This is a genomic window from Levilactobacillus brevis (genome assembly GCA_021383565.1).
Lineage (GTDB): Bacteria > Bacillota > Bacilli > Lactobacillales > Lactobacillaceae > Levilactobacillus > Levilactobacillus brevis_B.
Window position 1 is genome coordinate 794,674 of sequence record CP079699.1, and the last position, 16,626, is coordinate 811,299.

Here is a 16,626-nt window from a genome sequence, read left to right on the forward strand (position 1 = left end):
TTTCACCGGTTAGTTATCCGTTGGTTCTGCCGGTTCCGAAGCTTCCAGCAGACTGGTGTTATCGTCTTCCAGTGTGAATTGGACATTGTTTTCAATCCACTTCCGGCGCGGTTCGACCTTATCACCCATGAGTGTGGTGACCCGACGTTCGGCCAAAGCGGCATCATCGATTTGAACCCGAATCAGCGTTCGCTTGTCAGGGTCCATGGTGGTATCCCACAGCTGTTCGGCGTCCATTTCACCCAACCCCTTGAACCGTTGGAGATTGTAGCCGTGTTTGGCAATCTTCTTGGTCTTCTGGTCGAGTTCGTCGTTGGTCCAGGCGTATTCGATGGTCGACTTCTTGCCGGTCGTCTTGATCCGGTACAACGGTGGCAGGGCGATGTAGACGCGCCCGGCATCAATCATTGGCCGCATGTACTTGTAGAAGAAGGTGAGCAACAGAATCTGGATGTGCGCACCATCATCATCGGCATCGGTCATGATAATAATCTTATCGTAGTTGGCATCTTCAATGTTAAACTCGGCGCCAACCCCCGCACCAATGGTGTAGATCATGGTGCTGATTTCTTCGTTCTTCATAATATCGGGCAGCTTGGCCTTCTCGGTGTTCAAGACCTTCCCCCGTAACGGCAGGATGGCTTGAAACTTCCGGTTACGGCCTTGCTTAGCGGACCCGCCGGCGGAATCCCCTTCGACCAGGAACAGTTCGTTCTTCGCCGAATTCTTGGATTGCGCGGGAGTCAATTTACCGGACAATAGACGCTCGTGCTTCTTGTGGCGCTTACCATTACGGCTCTCATCGCGGGCCTTGCGCGCAGCTTCACGGGCTTGACGGGCCTGAGTCGACTTGCGAATCAACATCTTCCCGAAGTCCCCGTTTTCCATGAGGTAGTAACCAAGTTGTTCGCTGATAATACTATCCACGGTGGCCCGAGCTTCTGGCGTCCCCAACTTTTCCTTGGTCTGGCCTTCGAATTGCAGCAGGTTTTCCGGAATCCGTAAGGAAATCACGGCAGATAAGCCTTCTCGCACGTCGGTCCCTTCCAGATTCTTATCGCGATCCTTCAGCAGACCCACCTTACGGGCATATTCATTGAAGGCCTTGGTCCAGCCACTCCGCATGCCGACCTCGTGGGTCCCACCGTCCTTGGTGCGTACGTTGTTGACGAAGGAAAGCAGGTTTTCCGTGTATCCGTCGTTGTATTGGGCGGCCACTTCGACCTCGATGCCATCCTTCTTGCCGTCAAAGTACATGACGTCACCGAGGGTATCCTTGTCTTCGTTCAGATAACTCACAAATTCCTTGATACCGTCTTCAAAATGGTACTCTTCGGCCTTCTCCTGACCCTCGCGTTCGTCAGTCAGCGTAATCTTGACGCCTTTCAACAGGAAGGCGGATTCACGCAGGCGTTCCGACAACGTGCCAAAGTTGTAGACGGTCGTGGTGAAGATTTGACTGTCCGGTTTGAAGGTGATCGTGGTCCCGTTATGAGCCCGCGTCTTGCCCTTCTTTTCCAGCGTGCCCTGGGGATGGCCCCCCTTGGCAAATTTTTCTTGATAACGCACGCCATCGCGGACGATGGTGACGGTCAAAGAACTCGACAGTGCGTTGACCACGGAGGCCCCCACACCGTGCAGCCCACCGGAAGTCTTGTAGCCGCCTTGGCCAAATTTACCCCCGGCGTGTAGCACCGTCAAAATGACTTCGGGTGTCGGTAGCCCAGAAGCGTGCATACCCACTGGCATACCCCGGCCGTGGTCGACGACCGTAATACTGTTGTCCTGGTGGATGGTAACGTTGATTTCCTTACCGTACCCGGCCAGTGCTTCATCAACGGCATTATCGACAATTTCATAGACCAGGTGGTGAAGCCCCCGGCCGTCAGTGGAGCCGATATACATCCCAGGACGTTTACGGACAGCTTCCAATCCCTCCAAGACTTGAATAGAGGAATCGTCATATTTAGGTTGTGCTTTCGCCATGCGTAAGTCCCCTTTACTTTTACTAGTTTCGAATTAACTTTACGATACCCTTTAGTTTACCGCAATGCGAACATATGTTCAAATGAATCGTTTAAATCGCATGGGGCGGGTTTTCAGTAACCACATTATCATACCACAGGAAACCAAAAACTGACCAGTTTCCTGATATAATTGGCGGAACGGCTAAAACATGCTAAAATATAGAGCAGCTTATTAGTGGCGGCCGTCACGTCTTCAGTGATGGCCGCCGGGAGAAAGAGCGGAGGAATGACGTGTGAAATTAATTGGGTTACTCATTGTGGCCTACCTCCTCGGGGCTATTCCAAATGGCGTCTGGGTGGGGAAGACCTTCTTCCATACCGACATTCGGCAATCCGGCTCCGGGAATATTGGGACGACCAATACCTACCGGGTGCTGGGGCCATATGCCGGGACGGTCGTAATGGTCCTCGATATTGCCAAGGGAACCGTGGCAACCTTACTGCCAACCTGGGGTCACGTGACCACGGTGTTGGGCACGGCGACCCCCCTACTGTTCGGCTTGTTTGCCGTACTGGGGCATACCGTATCGGTCTTTGACCACTTCAAGGGTGGCAAGGCCGTCGCCACGTCGGCGGGGATGCTGCTGGCCTACAATCCTATTATGTTTGTGATTGCGGCTGGGCTGTGGGTCAGCCTGATCTACTGGACCAGCATGGTTAGTTTGGCCAGCATGATTGCCTTCTCGCTGATTACGGTGATTTCACTGGGCTTTCACGACTGGTACCTGACCGGGATTGCGTTGGTTCTGACGATCTTCGTCTTTTACCGCCATCGGACCAACATCAAGCGGATCAAGAATGGAACGGAATCCCTGGTGCCGTTCGGTCACGGCTATCAAAAGCGTCAAGCTAAATAAGGACACGGAAGGCTCTCAACGACATTTGTCGCTGGGAGCCCTTTTTAATGGCGTGCGTCTCGATTCTAGAAATACGTGATGGCGTAGGCCGCCTTAAACGTGTCCTGACCGGCCAGCGTCTGGATGGCCACCTTGCTGGTCAGGTCACCCGTTGCCTGAACGTCATCGGCCAGTCCCCACCACGGTTCCAAGCAGACGAACGGTGCCTGCTTAGGGTACGGTGACCAGATGCCGAGGTACGGTGCCGCCACCGTCAAAGCGATGCCGTGGTCGTCGGCCGGTGTGCTTAGCATGACCGTGGTCTCGTGGCTGTCGAGCGTCAATACCTGCGCGTCGTGGTCGAATAGGTCGTGCTGTAAGGCCAGTGGCTGTGTCAGATCCAGTGGCACACTGTGGGTCGTATCGCTATACGGTCCCACCAGCGGGACGCGTTGATAGGTCTTCTTAGGTGAAACGGTGACGTGGTAGTCGGTAAAGTCGGCCGGTGCCCCACCAAACGGTACATTGAATCCGGGATGGGCCCCAAACGAAAAGACCATGGGTGCGGTCGTCGGATTGGTCACGGTCGCACTGACCTTGAGCTGATGGTCAACCAACTCGTAGGACAGCGTCAAGATAAAGTCCTGCGGGTACAGGGCCTTGGTCTGGTCGTCGGCCGCCAGTTCGAAGCTCGCCTGAGTCGTCGTCTGGTCAATCACGGTAAACGTTCGGTCACGAGCAAAGCCGTGTTGCGTCAGATGATAGGTTTGCCCGTTTAGCCGGTACTGGTTGTCCTGCAGCCGACCGACGATGGGAAAGAGAATCGGTGCGTGCCGTCCCCAGTAGGCCTTATCGGCTTGCCACATATATTCCAGACCACTCTCGTTATCCTTGACGCTGGTTAATTCCGCGCCCAACGGGTTAATCTGGACCGTCAGATAATCATTCTTCAACGTAATCATCACAAAAATCCTCCCACTTTAAACCTGCGATTGTTCGGTTGGTACGGTTACCACCGGAAATGTTGCCAACCGTGACTGCCGGACACCTGTCGCCAGTTGCTTCGGTTATTGTCTTATCATTCATCATACCGTATTCGCCACAAAAGGGCCAAGACAACCGTCCTGACCCTCACATCTGTTTATAGGATGTACCGGGATAAGTCCTTGTTCTGGACGATATCGCCGATCTTATCGTTGACGTAACTTTCGGTAATCGTGACATCGCCGGTCCCCATGTCAGGCCCCTCGTAGAGCAGGTCTTCCAGGAGCTTTTCTAGGACGGTTTGTAACCGCCGTGCCCCGATGTTTTGGTTCTCGTGGTTCAGTTCGAAGGCCAGTTCGGCAATCCGTTCAATTGCTTCCATGGTAAACGTCACTTTAACGTTGTCGGTGCCAATCAGTGCGATGTATTGCTTGATTAAGGCATTGTTGGGTTCCGTCAGGATTCGCACGAAGTCTTGCTTGCTAAGGTCGTTTAATTCCACCCGGATTGGGAACCGGCCTTGCAGTTCGGCAATGAGGTCGCTTGGCTTGGATTCGGCAAAGGCCCCCGCCGCGATGAACAGAATGTGGTCGGTATCAATCGTCCCGTACTTGGTCTTGACCTGCGTCCCTTCAACAATTGGCAGGATGTCGCGTTGAACCCCTTCACGGGAAACGTCGCCGCTATTTTGGCCGCTACCTTTGGTGATCTTGTCGATTTCATCGAGGAAGATAATCCCGGTGTTTTCGGCCCGCTTGATGGCGTCGTGGTTGATGTCGGCATTGTTGACCAGCTTTTCAGATTCTTCGCTGACCAGGATTTCCCGAGCTTCGGCTACCGTGACGGTCCGCTTAATCCGCTTCTTCGGCATGATGGCGCCCAACGTATCGTTGAGATCGATCCCCATCTGGCCCAGCATATTGTTGTCCGTGGCGTTGGCCTGTTGCGGGTCGTCCATCTCAATTTCAACGGTGTGGTTCTCCAGTAACCCTTGGTTGAGTTGCTCCGTCAAGGATAACCGTTCGTTACGAATCTCGTCGGTGACTTCTTCCTGTTCGTTCGGTGCGCTTGGCATCTGGCCGTTTTGCATCTGGGAGAACATGTTCATCATGTTGGCGAAGTCGTTGTTGTTCTTGTTTTCCTTTTTCTTAGCCGGTGCCAGTAACTTGACCAGGCGCTTGTTGGCCGCTTGGGTGGCGTCGGTCCGAACGTTCTTAAATTGGTCCTGCTTCTCCATGGCAACGGAGACTTCAACTAAGTCGCGGACCATGGATTCTACGTCCCGGCCGACGTAACCAACTTCGGTAAACTTGCTGGCTTCGACCTTGGTGAAAGGCGCGTGAACAATCTTAGCTAACCGGCGGGCAATTTCCGTCTTCCCGACCCCGGTTGGTCCAATCATCAGCATGTTTTTCGGGGAGATTTCCTCCTGCATGCTAGCGTCCAGTTGCATCCGCCGGTAACGGTTCCGTAAGGCAATGGCGATGGCCTTCTTAGCTTCATCCTGGCCAATGACGTATTGGTCCAGTAAGCCGACAATCTCTTTAGGTGTTTTATTAATGGCGTCCACTGTACAGTCCTCCAGTACTAAAGTTCTTCAGAAATAACGTTTTCGTTGGTAAAGATATCGATACCACCGGCAATATGAATGGCGCTCTCGGCAATTTCCTTGGCGCTCATGTCCTTGGCGTGGTGGTGTAAGGCCGTGGCAGCGGCTAAGGCAAAGTTACCACCGGAACCGATGGCGAGAATATCGTCGTCGGGCGCGATGACTTCACCGGAACCAGAAACCAATAGCATTTCGTCCTTGTCCATGACGATCAATAGGGCTTCTAGCTTCTGTAAGGCTTGGTCGGAACGCCACTGCTTGGCTAATTCGACGGCGGCTCGTTGCAGATTCCCACTGTATTCGTTGAGTTGTCCTTCGAATTTTTCTTCAAGGTTAAAGGCGTCGGCAACACTGCCGGCAAAACCCACGACGACTTGGTTGTTGTAGATCCGCCGAATCTTGTGGGCGGTCCCCTTCATGATAACTTTTTCGCCCATCGTGACCTGTCCGTCACCGGCCATTGCGTTGTGACCGTTGTGCCGAACCGCACAGATGGTCGTTGCTTCAAATTTTACTGGCATAGTTGAACCTCTCCTTATGATTGTGTCGTGTGATTCTGATCTTCAGTTGCCCGCGGGAAGAACTGGCGATAGTCGCGTTGCAGGTGTTCTCGCGTGACGTGTGTATAAATTTGCGTGGTCGACAGGCTACTGTGGCCCAGTAGCTCCTGGACCGACCGTAAGTCTGCCCCGTTGTTCAAGAGATGCGTGGCAAACGTGTGCCGGAGCATGTGGGGATGAATCTCGCTGGTGAGGCTACTGCGTTTGATGATCTGGTTCAGCAAGTAGGTCACGCCAGCTGGGGTCAGTTGACCACCGTGGGCGTTGATGAAGGCGAAGTCGTGGTGCTGCTGATAACGCGTCATCAGTGGCGTTCGTGCCGTTGTGAAATAGGTGGCTAGGGCGTCGCTGGCGTAGTGGCCAAACGGCACGTAGCGCTCCTTATTGCCCTTCCCGTGAATCAACATGATCCGGTTGTCAAAGTCAATGTCATGCAGGGTGAGGTTGACGCACTCGCTGACCCGAATGCCCGTACCGTAGAGCACCTCGAGCACCGCCGAATCCCGGGTCGCCAACTGCTGGTTGGGATTGCCCGCGGCGGCCGTAAACAGTGCGGTCATTTCCCGCTCGTAGAAGAATCGTGGCAAATGACTCTGATGGTGCTTGAGCTGAACGTAGGCGAATGGGTCGTCCGTGGCCAGCCCGTTACTCATCAAGAAACTGTAGAATGACCGCAGCGTTGAGAGCTTCCGCGCGATACTGGTTCGCGCGTAGTGATGGTCATAAAGGTTACTGAGATAGACCTCCACGTCTAGCTGGTCAATCTGCGTCCAGGGCTTCTCCCCGCCGTTGTCGCGTAGGAACTGGCTGAATTCGGCCAGGTCTTCTTGATAGGCTTTGACGGTTTCGGGTGAGTATTGCCGCTCCCCCTGCAGATACGTCATAAATTGTTCGACTGCTGAAGCCACGGCGGTCACCTCCTGTACGTGTTAATGCTAGCAAACGCGGTCTAAAAACTCAACTAACTCATCAAAAATGTGTTCGGGTGGGACTACCTGTCGAAATGAGCCGGCATAGACCGTGTTGGGGGCAAGAACGATTCTGAACGTCAATGCTCACCACTCGAATCGTATTTAGGTTCTAAAATATCTGTTGTTGGTAATCAACTTAATTGGTTACTGGCAGCGGATATTTTTGTATACTGTATAGAGTAAAAATGGGTACAAAAAAGGGATATAGTCGCAGATCTATGTCCATCCACTACCACATTTCAAGAGAAAGAAAGTGACTATATCCTATGTCCAATGATACTAAAATTATTCTGGGGATAAAAGACCCTAATATCAAAAAACTGAAAATAATGAATCCCTTAGAAGTAAAGGGACCACTCAAGGTACAGGCACTTTTAGACTACCGTCCAAAAGCTTGTCCTAAATGTGGCGTTTTGAACCAGAAGAGCATTATCAAATACGGTTGGCGTTGGACCACGGTTAAACTCCCACAAGCCGTTGAACGAGACGTTAAACTTCACCTTGAAAAACGTAATTTCAAGTGTAAGCAATGCCATCAATACTTTCTGGCAGAAACGTCGTTGGTTCAGCGAAACCACACCATCTCTAACGTCAGCCGGATCTCGTGTTTAGTAAAGCTCAGTGAGACGGTTTCAATGCGGCATATCGCAAACGAATTAAACATTTCGAGTACGAGTGTTTTACGAATCATGCGTAGCTACCAACCGGATATTAAGACAAATTACAGCTGGTTGCCAGCAGTTATTAATATGGATGAAGTCAAGTCTACCAAAGATGCCAAAGGTGCAATGAGCTTTGTCTTTATGGACGGTATGCGAAACGAATTTATCGATATCCTTGAATCACGAACCCTGTATGATCTCGAAAAATACTTCAATCGATATACTAAGGCTGCGCGAGAAGGCGTGAAAATCATTGTGACAGATATGAATTACACGTATCCGCAATTGACAGAAACCGTTTTTCCAAACGCGATTGTGGTAACCGATAGGTTCCACATCGTGAGTTCTATAATGCGTGGTTTCAATCGTGTGAGAGTTCGTATAATGAAGTCCTATGCCAATTCAAATATCAAACATAAGATCTTAAAACGATACTGGAAACTACTCTTAAAACCTAATGAAAAGCTGAACTTCAACGCCTATCATAATTTCACTCATCTCTCAGGAATTAATACTGAGAATAGTACGGTCGATTACATTCTCAGCTTCAATGATGAATTACGCCAAGCGTATGAGCTTTTACAGACCGTTCGGCGAGCCGTCAAGTATCGTCACACGTCCAAACTAGTAACCATTCTAGACAAGAAGAATGATTACTCCGAAGAGCTTGAAACACCGTTAAATACGTTGAGAGAACACCAAGAATCTGTGTACAATGCGCTAAAATACAATTATTCTAATGGACCAATGGAAGGTATCAATAATAAAATCAAAGTAATCAAGCGAGTCAGCTACGGATTCGGTTGTTTTAGTAGCTTTAGATTAAGGATTCATCTAGTATTCGGAATTAAAAAGGCTGCCTAATCATAATACGATTAGGCAACCTCAGACAGCCGATTACCAACAACAGTTGACAAAGAGCCCGTATTTACCACGCGTCTTGGTCCCAAAAAGAGCCCGAAATCCAAGGATCTCAGGCTCCATCACGATTAATTTTTTATTTCTGCGGGGCTTCTTCGTAGTCGCCATTTGGACAAACGATCTGAACGCCGCCGCGAATCTTCTTGGCCACCAGGTAGTGACCATCCTTTGGACAATCACGACCGACTGGCTTGTCCCATGACACGAAGTCACAGTCCGGATAACGGGAACACCCGTAGAAAATCCGATTCTTCTTGGACTTCCGTTCGATAACCTGACCCTTATGGCAAACGGGGCAAGTTACGCCGATTTCCTTCACGATTGGTTTCGTGTTCCGGCAATCAGGGAAGCGTGAGCAGGCGTAGAACTTACCGTAACGGCCCATCTTGATGACCATTGGGGCACCGCAGATGTCACAGTCAAAGCCCGCAGGTTCATCTCGAATTTGAATCTTTTCGATGGCGTCTTCGGCGTGAGCCACTTCGGTAGAGAATGGCTTGTAGAAGTTATCGATGACCTTGACCCAATCCTGCTTACCCTCTTCTACGCCGTCCAATTCGCCTTCAAGGTCGGCCGTGAAGCCAACGTCGACGATATCGGGGAAGTAGTCCTTGATGATCTTGTCGACGATCTCCCCTAGTTCGGTGGGTTCGAAGCGCCGGCCGACCAACTTGACGTAGTAACGCCGTTGAATCGTGTCTAGCGTTGGCGCGTAGGTGGATGGCCGCCCCACACCATTTTCTTCCAGCGCCTTAATCAGGTTGGCTTCGGAATACCGTGCAGGCGGCTGCGTGAAGTGTTGGGCCGGATCGGTCTTGGCCAACTTAACTTGGTCGCCAATCTCAAGGTCGGGTAAGAGATTATCCTTTTCCTTTCCGTCCTTGTAAATCTTCAGGAATCCTTCGAACTTCATCTTCGATCCGTTAGCTCGGAACGTCACGCCATTTTGTTCCAACGTCACGGCCATGGTATCCATGACGGCATTGGTCATTTGGCTCGCGACGAAGCGGTTCCAAATGAGCTGGTAGAGCCGGAACTGATCCTTGTTTAACCGTTCTTTCAGGCTGGCCGGTGTCCGGAAGACCGAGGTTGGTCGGATGGCTTCGTGGGCATCCTGCGCGCCTTCTGGCAACTTACCCTTGATGGGTTTGGTGGCGGCGTATTCAGCACCGTATTTCTCGTGAATAAAGGTGGAGGCCTCATGCTTGGCGATGCTAGAAATCCGGGTGGAGTCGGTCCGCATATAGGTAATGAGCCCCTGCGTGCCTTCCTTGCCCAAGTTAATTCCTTCATACAGCTGTTGGGCGGCCATCATGGTCTTCCGAGTCCGGAAGTTCAGCTTACGGTTGGCGTCCTGTTGCATGGAACTCGTGGTAAATGGCGGTTGCGGCGAGCGCTTTCGTTCCTTACGTACCACGTTGGTGATGTCAAAGTCACCCTGCTTATCGAGTTTGGCCAAGACATCTTGCACGGCAGCGTTATCCTTTAGACCCGCCTTCTTGCCGTTAAGGCCGTAGAAGTTGGCACCAAACGTATGACGAGACTTCTTGAAGTCGGCGTCGATCGTCCAGTACTCTTCGGGCTGGAACGCCTTAATTTCGTTTTCCCGTTGAAGGATCAAAGACAGCGCGATCGATTGTACCCGACCGGCACTCAGACCCTTCTTAACCTTCTTCCACAGCAGTGGCGAGATGGAATACCCGACTAACCGATCTAAGATCCGCCGTGCTTGTTGGGCGTTGACCAGATTCATGTCGATGGACCGCGGTGTCTTAAAGGCTTCCTTGACCGCGTCCTTGGTAATTTCGTTAAACGTTACCCGGTTCTTGTCGTTCACGTCCAAATTGAGGATGTGGGCCAGGTGCCAGGCAATCGATTCCCCCTCACGGTCGGGGTCAGATGCCAGGTAGACGGCCTTGGCCTTTTTAGCCTCGGATCGCAAACCCTTGATGACATCGCCCTTACCACGAATGGAAATGTAGTGTGGATCGTAGTTGTTATCGAAGTCGATCCCCATCGAACTCTTAGGTAAATCTCTGACGTGGCCGAGACTAGGCACAACCTTGTAGGTGTGGCCTAAATATTTTTCAATCGTCTTGGCTTTAGCCGGTGATTCCACGATAACTAATTTTTTTTGCGGTTTCCGCCGCTTTTTCGTACTAGCTTTCGCTTTTGTCTTAGTCGGCAAATCACATTACTCCCTCGGTGGGTAGACCGCAAAGACCCGTTACGCGCGAGCCCTCACGTCTACGTACTTGTTTTTACGACGAACGCGTTGTTCGTTAATTTTTCACTATAATCCCACTCATCGTATTTCAAGTTAGGGTAACTTGTCAACTAAAAGTTCTTCCATTATATGTTCAGAATTCAAGATTGGTTTCGCCCCAGCGAGAATTAATTCATTGGTTCCTACCGAATTTTTCCCGTCGATCGTTCCGGGTACGGCCAGGACATTGCGATTTTCCTGCAGGGCAATATTGGCCGTAATCAGGCTCCCAGAGCGGTGAGCGGCCTCAATGACCAGAACACTCTGCGCTAAGCCGGCAATAATACGGTTACGCTCCGGAAAATGGTGACGAGCTCCCGGCGTCCCCCACGGATACTCCGATAAAATTAATTGTTGGTGCGCTAAAGTTTTCATTAAATCTCGGTTTGCCGCCGGGTAGCAGGTATCCAAGCCGGTACCAATCACGGCAATCGTGGTGCCGCGGTGAGCCAGCGCCACCTGATGGGTCAGCGTATCCACGCCTTGCGCCAGGCCGGAAACTAGACACACCCGCTGCTCAACGATGGTTGGTAACAGTAAGCGCATGGCCCGTAACGCGTAGTCCGTGGGATGTCGCGAGCCAACGACGGCCAGCTGTGGAGCCTTTAGTCGGCGTAAATCGCCTAAGAAATACAGTGCTAGCGGTGGCGCGTAGGTCTCACGAAGTTGTTCAGGATAGGCTGCGTCAGCAATCGTGAGGCACCCGCTGTGGGTCAAATTTTCCGTCACGGTATCGTTGGTTTCGCGACTGAACAGGTCGAGCTGTAAGGCGGCCGTTACCGTGTCGTTTAGCCCCAGATCATCCGCCAGTTGGGTGACCACGGTTGAATCCACGATCTGAATCTCGGGATGAATCAATAGCCAGCGCCAGCACGCATTGGCCGTGCGTTGGCCGACGCCCCGCACCAAGTTTATCCGCATGAAAAAATCACGAAGTGTCAGTTGCATCACAACAACCTCCTAGTCTCTTTAAGACTAACTCCGTGATTAAGCGTTGATTATTTTTTGAACGGGCGAAAAAGTTTTACGGTGAATGGGCGTGACGCCACGATCGGCTAAGCCAGCTAGGTGTTCGGCCGTGCCGTAGCCCGCGTTATGCTTGAAGCCATACCCCGGGTAGAGCCGGTCGTAGGTGTCCATCAGGTGGTCCCGATAGACCTTGGCTACGATACTGGCAGCGGCTACGCTGGCGCTCTTGGCATCGCCCTTGATTAGCCGAGTCTGCGGGAGGTCGACGGGAATCTGCATGGCATCCACAATCAGGTGTTGTGGGGCCACACCAAGACCGAGAACGGCCCGCTGCATGGCGACCCGCGTTGCCTGGTAAATATTAATCTGGTCAATCAGATCACTACTACCGATACCCACACTGACGGCCGTTGCTTGTGCCAGGATCAGGGGGTAAAGTCGTTCACGTTCCTTGGGGGTGAGCTGTTTAGAGTCGTTGACCAATGGAATATCGAAATTCTCGGGGAGAATCACCGCACTGGTCACCACCGGTCCGGCAAGTGGTCCCCGCCCGACTTCGTCAATCCCAGCGACCAGCTTACCAGCCGCCCAGAGATCACGTTCGTAGTGGAGACGCTCCTGGAAGGCCCGCTCAGCGGCTATCTGCTTGTCTAAGCGCCGTTTAATCTGCTTCAGGAGCTGCTGGGCTCCTTTCCGCGAATCGGCCGCTAACGCAACGAGACGCGGGTCAGCAGGGTCAGTCACATCACTCAGATCTTGCTTCAAACTGGCGAGGCTCGGTTGCTTACTGCTCACGGGAATCACCAGCCAATGGTTCCCGGTCCAGTGTAAAGCCGCCTAACTTCTTCCGCCGGGCATCCAGAATCAAGCGTTCACTGGCCCGTTCGTAGTCGTCGCGCATACCAACTTTTTCGGTAATTTTTAGCAACAGATCGACGTCGCTCAGGTCGAGGTCGGCTTCACTGAGGTGATACCGTTCCAGTAATGCCGGTGCGTGGTATTGCCGGAAGAAACTTAGCGCGTATAGGGCCACGTCGTCCTTGGCGTAGAGTTTTTCCTTGATGGCACCGGTCAGGGCCAATTTTTGCGCCGTCACTTGGTCCTTGAACTTCGGCCAGAGAATCCCGGGGGTATCCAGCAGTTCTAGATGATTACTGGACCGTAACCACTGCTGTCCCTTGGTAACACCGGGGGTATCTCCGACCTGTGCGGCCTTGCGTTTGACCAGGTGATTTAGCAACGTGGATTTCCCGACGTTGGGCACGCCGACCGTCATGGCACGCATTGGCCGTTCCTTCAAGCCCTTGGCCTGTTCGGCGGCGAGCTTGTCAGCCAGAATGCCCAGCGCAATCTTGGTAATCTGCTTAGGGGTAACATTGGCCCGTGAGTCGATGGCGATGGCCGCCTGCTGCTGATCACGGTAATAATTGAGCCAAGCCGCCGTTTGCTGCGGATCAGCCAGGTCCTTCTTGGTTAAAATAACTAAATGCGGCTTGTGTTGCGCAATCCGCGCGACCTCGGGGTTACGTGAGGACGCGGGAATCCGCGCGTCGACCAGTTCGAAGACGATATCGACCAGGTGGATATTTTCTTCCATCTGTCGAATGGCCTTCGCCATATGGCCGGGGAACCAATTTATGGTGCTCATAGTGCTCTCTCCTTTGATATGTCAACGTTTATAGCTTGCTTAAAAGTTTAAGATAGTTAGAATTTGCCGCTGATTTACCAAATGTCACAGACAATCTGGACGGCAAGTTGGGGCTAAGTTAGAAAAATTGCCCAATCAACGCCCTTCATTTTACCATTTCTACGGACGTTTAGGGCGGTATTGCCAGACTTAACGTGTGCAGAGACAGTAAAAGAGTTTGGGGTAAAATCCCCCAAACTCTTGTGTCCCAATTTAGATAGCCAAAATATGTGCCAAAGAGCAGCTGATTTCGCTTCCTCTTGGCACACTTCATTGACTTGAATTAGGCTAACGCGGCCAAGTACATCTGCCAAGCATCGTCAAAGATGGTCATGGATGGCAAGTACGCCGCGTTTTCTTCAAGGTACTTGGATAACGGATCGAATTCTGTCTCCTGTTTGGGGAAGGAACTGTCCAGAAAAGCATTGTTAGCAAAGCTGGCCACGGGATCGTAACTCTCGGGATTGCGTTGAGTCATAAGAAACTGGTAAAACGTCTTGGGCATGATGAGCCTCCTTCGTTAATCCGGAATCCGGGCTTGGAAGACGAACTTACCAGCACCGGACATATCAATCTTTTTGGCCGCGTATGACAACTTTTTACCGTTGCCGATCGCGGTTAAGTGCAGGGTGGCCGTCTTCTTGTGACTATCCATCGATACCCAGTTTGGGAGTGGATAGTTCTTGGCCACGTAGCTCATGACGAAGCTGACCGGCACGGGTAACGACCCGACCGACAACTTTTCCGCCTTCAACTGCACGTCTCCCGAGGATAACACGGTTGGCTTCAGGAGTAAAACAAAATTCACGTTGGCGCCTAAGACCTTAGTCGAGCCCGTCAAGATGGCATGGTCGCTAACCTGAAAACTATACTTGATGGACTGGCCCTTTAAGGACTTGTTGACGTAGTAATCCGCCAACGCATTGACCTGCTTTTTATTCAAAGTGACGTCAATATTAGTCGTTTCTGTCGCTGGCTTGGCCGTCGAAGCGACCTTGGTGGTGCCGGTCGCCTTGATGCCGACGGTGATGAGCGCAATGACCAGTAACGCGACGAGGGTCAGAAACCCCCACTTCCACCAATTTTGCTGTTTAACTTTGGGTGCTGAATGACGTTGCATAATGGCTGAACTCCTCCTTATTTCTCAACTCACACTGATCTACCGTAGGAGCCACTGCTGATGGGCCTGCATTTCCTTGAAGACGTAACGCGTCATGAGCCGGTAGCCCTTGGCATTCGGATGGAAATGATCAGCGGGTGACAGGTAGTTATTCAACTCGTCGCTGGCATCGCTGGCTAGAATGGTCGCTTGGAAGGTCTGTGTGGAAATCTTCCCGTTGTTAATGTCTTGGGAACTGCGCTTTAACTTGGCCTGCTGCGTGGCCGACTTGAATTGACCAACCGAGAGCGCCCGGTTGATGTCGACCCAGTGGAGATTGCGGTATTGACTGGCCGTCTTCTTCGTGGCGACGTTCCAGTCATCGACGGCATTAGTCACCTGATCGATGTTGGCAAAGTAAACGTAGACCGGATTGTAAATGGAATAGAGAAAGATCGGCGCCTTGGGGTTATATTGCCGCACGGTGTTTAACAGGTGCGTCAGCTTCTTCTGGTAGACCGTCTCCGCACTATCCAATTGCGTATTGAGTTGCGACTGTTGGCTAATCATGACGTTTTTAGTCAGCGTCTGCAGGAGGTCATTCCCCCCCACCGTCATCACAATGGCTTGCGACTTCTTGACCTGTTGTTGCATCGTTTTACTCTCGACCAAGCGTTTCTCAATCTGGTCGCTGCGGTCGCCGGACTTGCCGTAGTTGTGCATGATGACCTTCACTTTATCACGGCGGTGAATCATCGTCTTCAATCGCCCAGTATAGCCGCCCTTTTTCTGTTGGTCACCGACGCCCTGCGTCAGTGAGTCCCCCAGGGCCACGACGCGGACGACTTGGCGCCGATTAACGGCGGGATGCGGGCCGCTCAGAGTTGTCCGGGCCCCGGGATGCCAGTACGTCAGCACGGCCAGCGTCACGAGCACCACGAGGAGAATCACCCCGATAATTTTACTGAATCCTTTCACATTCTTCATCAAAAATCCCCCCTCGGGATAAAGAAAAAGCGGTGGCCACGCCACCCCTTTTTCAAGTCACGATTTATTTAGTTGGGTCGGTGTAATACATCAACGCGAAGGCCCCAGGACCCCCATGGGTGGCAATGATGGGCACCGTTTCGCGAACCAAGACGTCCTTATTCGGTAAAATCTCGTGCAAATGGCTCTGAATCTTATCGACGGATTCAAAGGCCTCAACGTGAGAAATCCCGATGGCTTTGATGTCTGGCGTTTGCTTAATCTGTTCGTAAACCTTGTCAAAGTAACGGTCGATGGTCTTCATGCCCCGGCCCTTGGCCCTGATCTTCAGCTCGCCACCGGTAACTTGCAAGACAATCTTGATGTTTAACAGTGACGTCAGCATGCCGGCAGCCCGGCTTAGACGGCCACCCTTCAAGATGTTCTCGAGGGTGACAATCCCCATGAACAGCTTGGTGTGGTCCCGAACGGCCACGGCCCGGTCGAGAATCGCCTGTTTATCGGCGCCCTCCGCAGCTAATTTCGCCGCTTCGACGACTTGAAAGGCCAGTGCTTGGTCGGTATATTGGCTATCGACGACCGTGACGTCCGTCTTGGACAGCTTAGCCGCTTGTTCGGCGGTGTGCACCGTCCCACTAATGGCAGCCAGCATATTAAAGCAGATCACGCTGCTACCGTCCTCACCGAGTTTGTCGAACGTTTCCACGAACTTGCCCAAAGGTGGTTGGCTCGTCTTAGGTAGGACCTTCGAGGCCTTCATTTTTTCAATGAACTCTTTATTGGTGATGGATTCCCGTTCAACGTAAATGGTGTCATCGATCATGACCGTCAACGGGATAATGGTAATATTGTAATCCTGGATTTGCTGATCGGTTAAACCGGCAGACGAATCCGTAACAATTTTGATTTTAGCCATGGGTATCCCACTCTTTCTGACCAGAGATTTTGGTTTATGCTACAATATGCGTAATGAAACATACGGTAATAGTATAGCAGAATTGTTGAAATTTTTCAGTAATTCTGCGAACTCACCGTGCTGATTACCCTA

Annotated in this window: 15 protein-coding genes; 2 read left to right on the forward strand and 13 right to left on the reverse strand. The window is 51.8% G+C overall.

The annotated features are described in order from the left end of the window. Window positions 1-9: 9 nt before the first annotated feature. Window positions 10-1,986 (reverse strand): DNA topoisomerase IV subunit B, encoded by a 1,977-nt coding sequence (parE, locus tag KB236_03790; GenBank protein UIF29864.1) that lies wholly within the window; start codon window positions 1,984-1,986, stop codon window positions 10-12. A gap of 274 nt (window positions 1,987-2,260) precedes the next feature. On the opposite strand from parE, the gene plsY reads away from it, so the two are divergent. Then, window positions 2,261-2,884: a glycerol-3-phosphate 1-O-acyltransferase PlsY gene (gene plsY / locus KB236_03795; protein UIF29865.1), complete on the forward strand. Its 624-nt coding sequence runs from the start codon at window positions 2,261-2,263 to the stop codon at window positions 2,882-2,884. 65 nt (window positions 2,885-2,949) lie between these two features. On the opposite strand, the gene KB236_03800 is transcribed toward plsY, so the two are convergent. The 4 genes from KB236_03800 to xerC form a co-directional block, all read right to left on the reverse strand. Further along, window positions 2,950-3,825 (reverse strand): aldose 1-epimerase family protein, encoded by an 876-nt coding sequence (locus KB236_03800; GenBank protein UIF29866.1) that lies wholly within the window; start codon window positions 3,823-3,825, stop codon window positions 2,950-2,952. A 179-nt stretch (window positions 3,826-4,004) separates the two neighbouring features. Continuing rightward, window positions 4,005-5,417, reverse strand: a complete 1,413-nt coding sequence (gene hslU / locus KB236_03805; GenBank protein UIF29867.1) for an ATP-dependent protease ATPase subunit HslU — start codon at window positions 5,415-5,417, stop codon at window positions 4,005-4,007. 17 nt (window positions 5,418-5,434) lie between these two features. Next, complete coding sequence (gene hslV / locus KB236_03810) at window positions 5,435-5,977, reverse strand: HslU--HslV peptidase proteolytic subunit (GenBank protein ID UIF29868.1); 543 nt, start codon at window positions 5,975-5,977, stop codon at window positions 5,435-5,437. 14 nt (window positions 5,978-5,991) lie between these two features. Next, window positions 5,992-6,924 (reverse strand): tyrosine recombinase XerC, encoded by a 933-nt coding sequence (xerC, locus tag KB236_03815; GenBank protein UIF29869.1) that lies wholly within the window; start codon window positions 6,922-6,924, stop codon window positions 5,992-5,994. A gap of 392 nt (window positions 6,925-7,316) precedes the next feature. Here xerC and KB236_03820 point away from each other — a divergent pair, with 392 nt between their 5' ends. Continuing rightward, window positions 7,317-8,513, forward strand: a complete 1,197-nt coding sequence (locus tag KB236_03820; protein ID UIF29870.1) for an ISL3 family transposase — start codon at window positions 7,317-7,319, stop codon at window positions 8,511-8,513. Window positions 8,514-8,646: 133 nt separating this feature from the next. Here KB236_03820 and topA read toward each other — a convergent pair whose 3' ends face one another. From topA to KB236_03860, 8 genes are all read right to left on the reverse strand, one after another. After that, window positions 8,647-10,758, reverse strand: a complete 2,112-nt coding sequence (gene topA, locus KB236_03825; protein UIF29871.1) for a type I DNA topoisomerase — start codon at window positions 10,756-10,758, stop codon at window positions 8,647-8,649. Between the two features lie 132 nt (window positions 10,759-10,890). Then, window positions 10,891-11,784, reverse strand: a complete 894-nt coding sequence (dprA, locus tag KB236_03830) for a DNA-processing protein DprA (protein ID UIF29872.1) — start codon at window positions 11,782-11,784, stop codon at window positions 10,891-10,893. A 39-nt stretch (window positions 11,785-11,823) separates the two neighbouring features. Further along, window positions 11,824-12,600, reverse strand: coding sequence for a ribonuclease HII (locus tag KB236_03835; GenBank protein ID UIF29873.1), 777 nt, complete (start codon window positions 12,598-12,600; stop codon window positions 11,824-11,826). Continuing rightward, window positions 12,590-13,453, reverse strand: coding sequence for a ribosome biogenesis GTPase YlqF (ylqF, locus tag KB236_03840; GenBank protein UIF29874.1), 864 nt, complete (start codon window positions 13,451-13,453; stop codon window positions 12,590-12,592). Before ylqF ends, KB236_03835 begins: the two co-directional genes overlap by 11 nt. Window positions 13,454-13,775: 322 nt before the next feature. Continuing rightward, window positions 13,776-13,997 (reverse strand): YozE family protein, encoded by a 222-nt coding sequence (locus tag KB236_03845; GenBank protein ID UIF29875.1) that lies wholly within the window; start codon window positions 13,995-13,997, stop codon window positions 13,776-13,778. 15 nt (window positions 13,998-14,012) lie between these two features. Next, on the reverse strand, window positions 14,013-14,612 hold the full coding sequence (locus KB236_03850) for a YpmS family protein (protein UIF29876.1): 600 nt from the start codon (window positions 14,610-14,612) through the stop codon (window positions 14,013-14,015). Between the two features lie 39 nt (window positions 14,613-14,651). Continuing rightward, window positions 14,652-15,578, reverse strand: a complete 927-nt coding sequence (locus KB236_03855) for an SGNH/GDSL hydrolase family protein (protein ID UIF29877.1) — start codon at window positions 15,576-15,578, stop codon at window positions 14,652-14,654. Between the two features lie 64 nt (window positions 15,579-15,642). Further along, window positions 15,643-16,494: a DegV family protein gene (locus KB236_03860; protein ID UIF29878.1), complete on the reverse strand. Its 852-nt coding sequence runs from the start codon at window positions 16,492-16,494 to the stop codon at window positions 15,643-15,645. Between the last annotated feature and the right edge of the window lie 132 nt (window positions 16,495-16,626).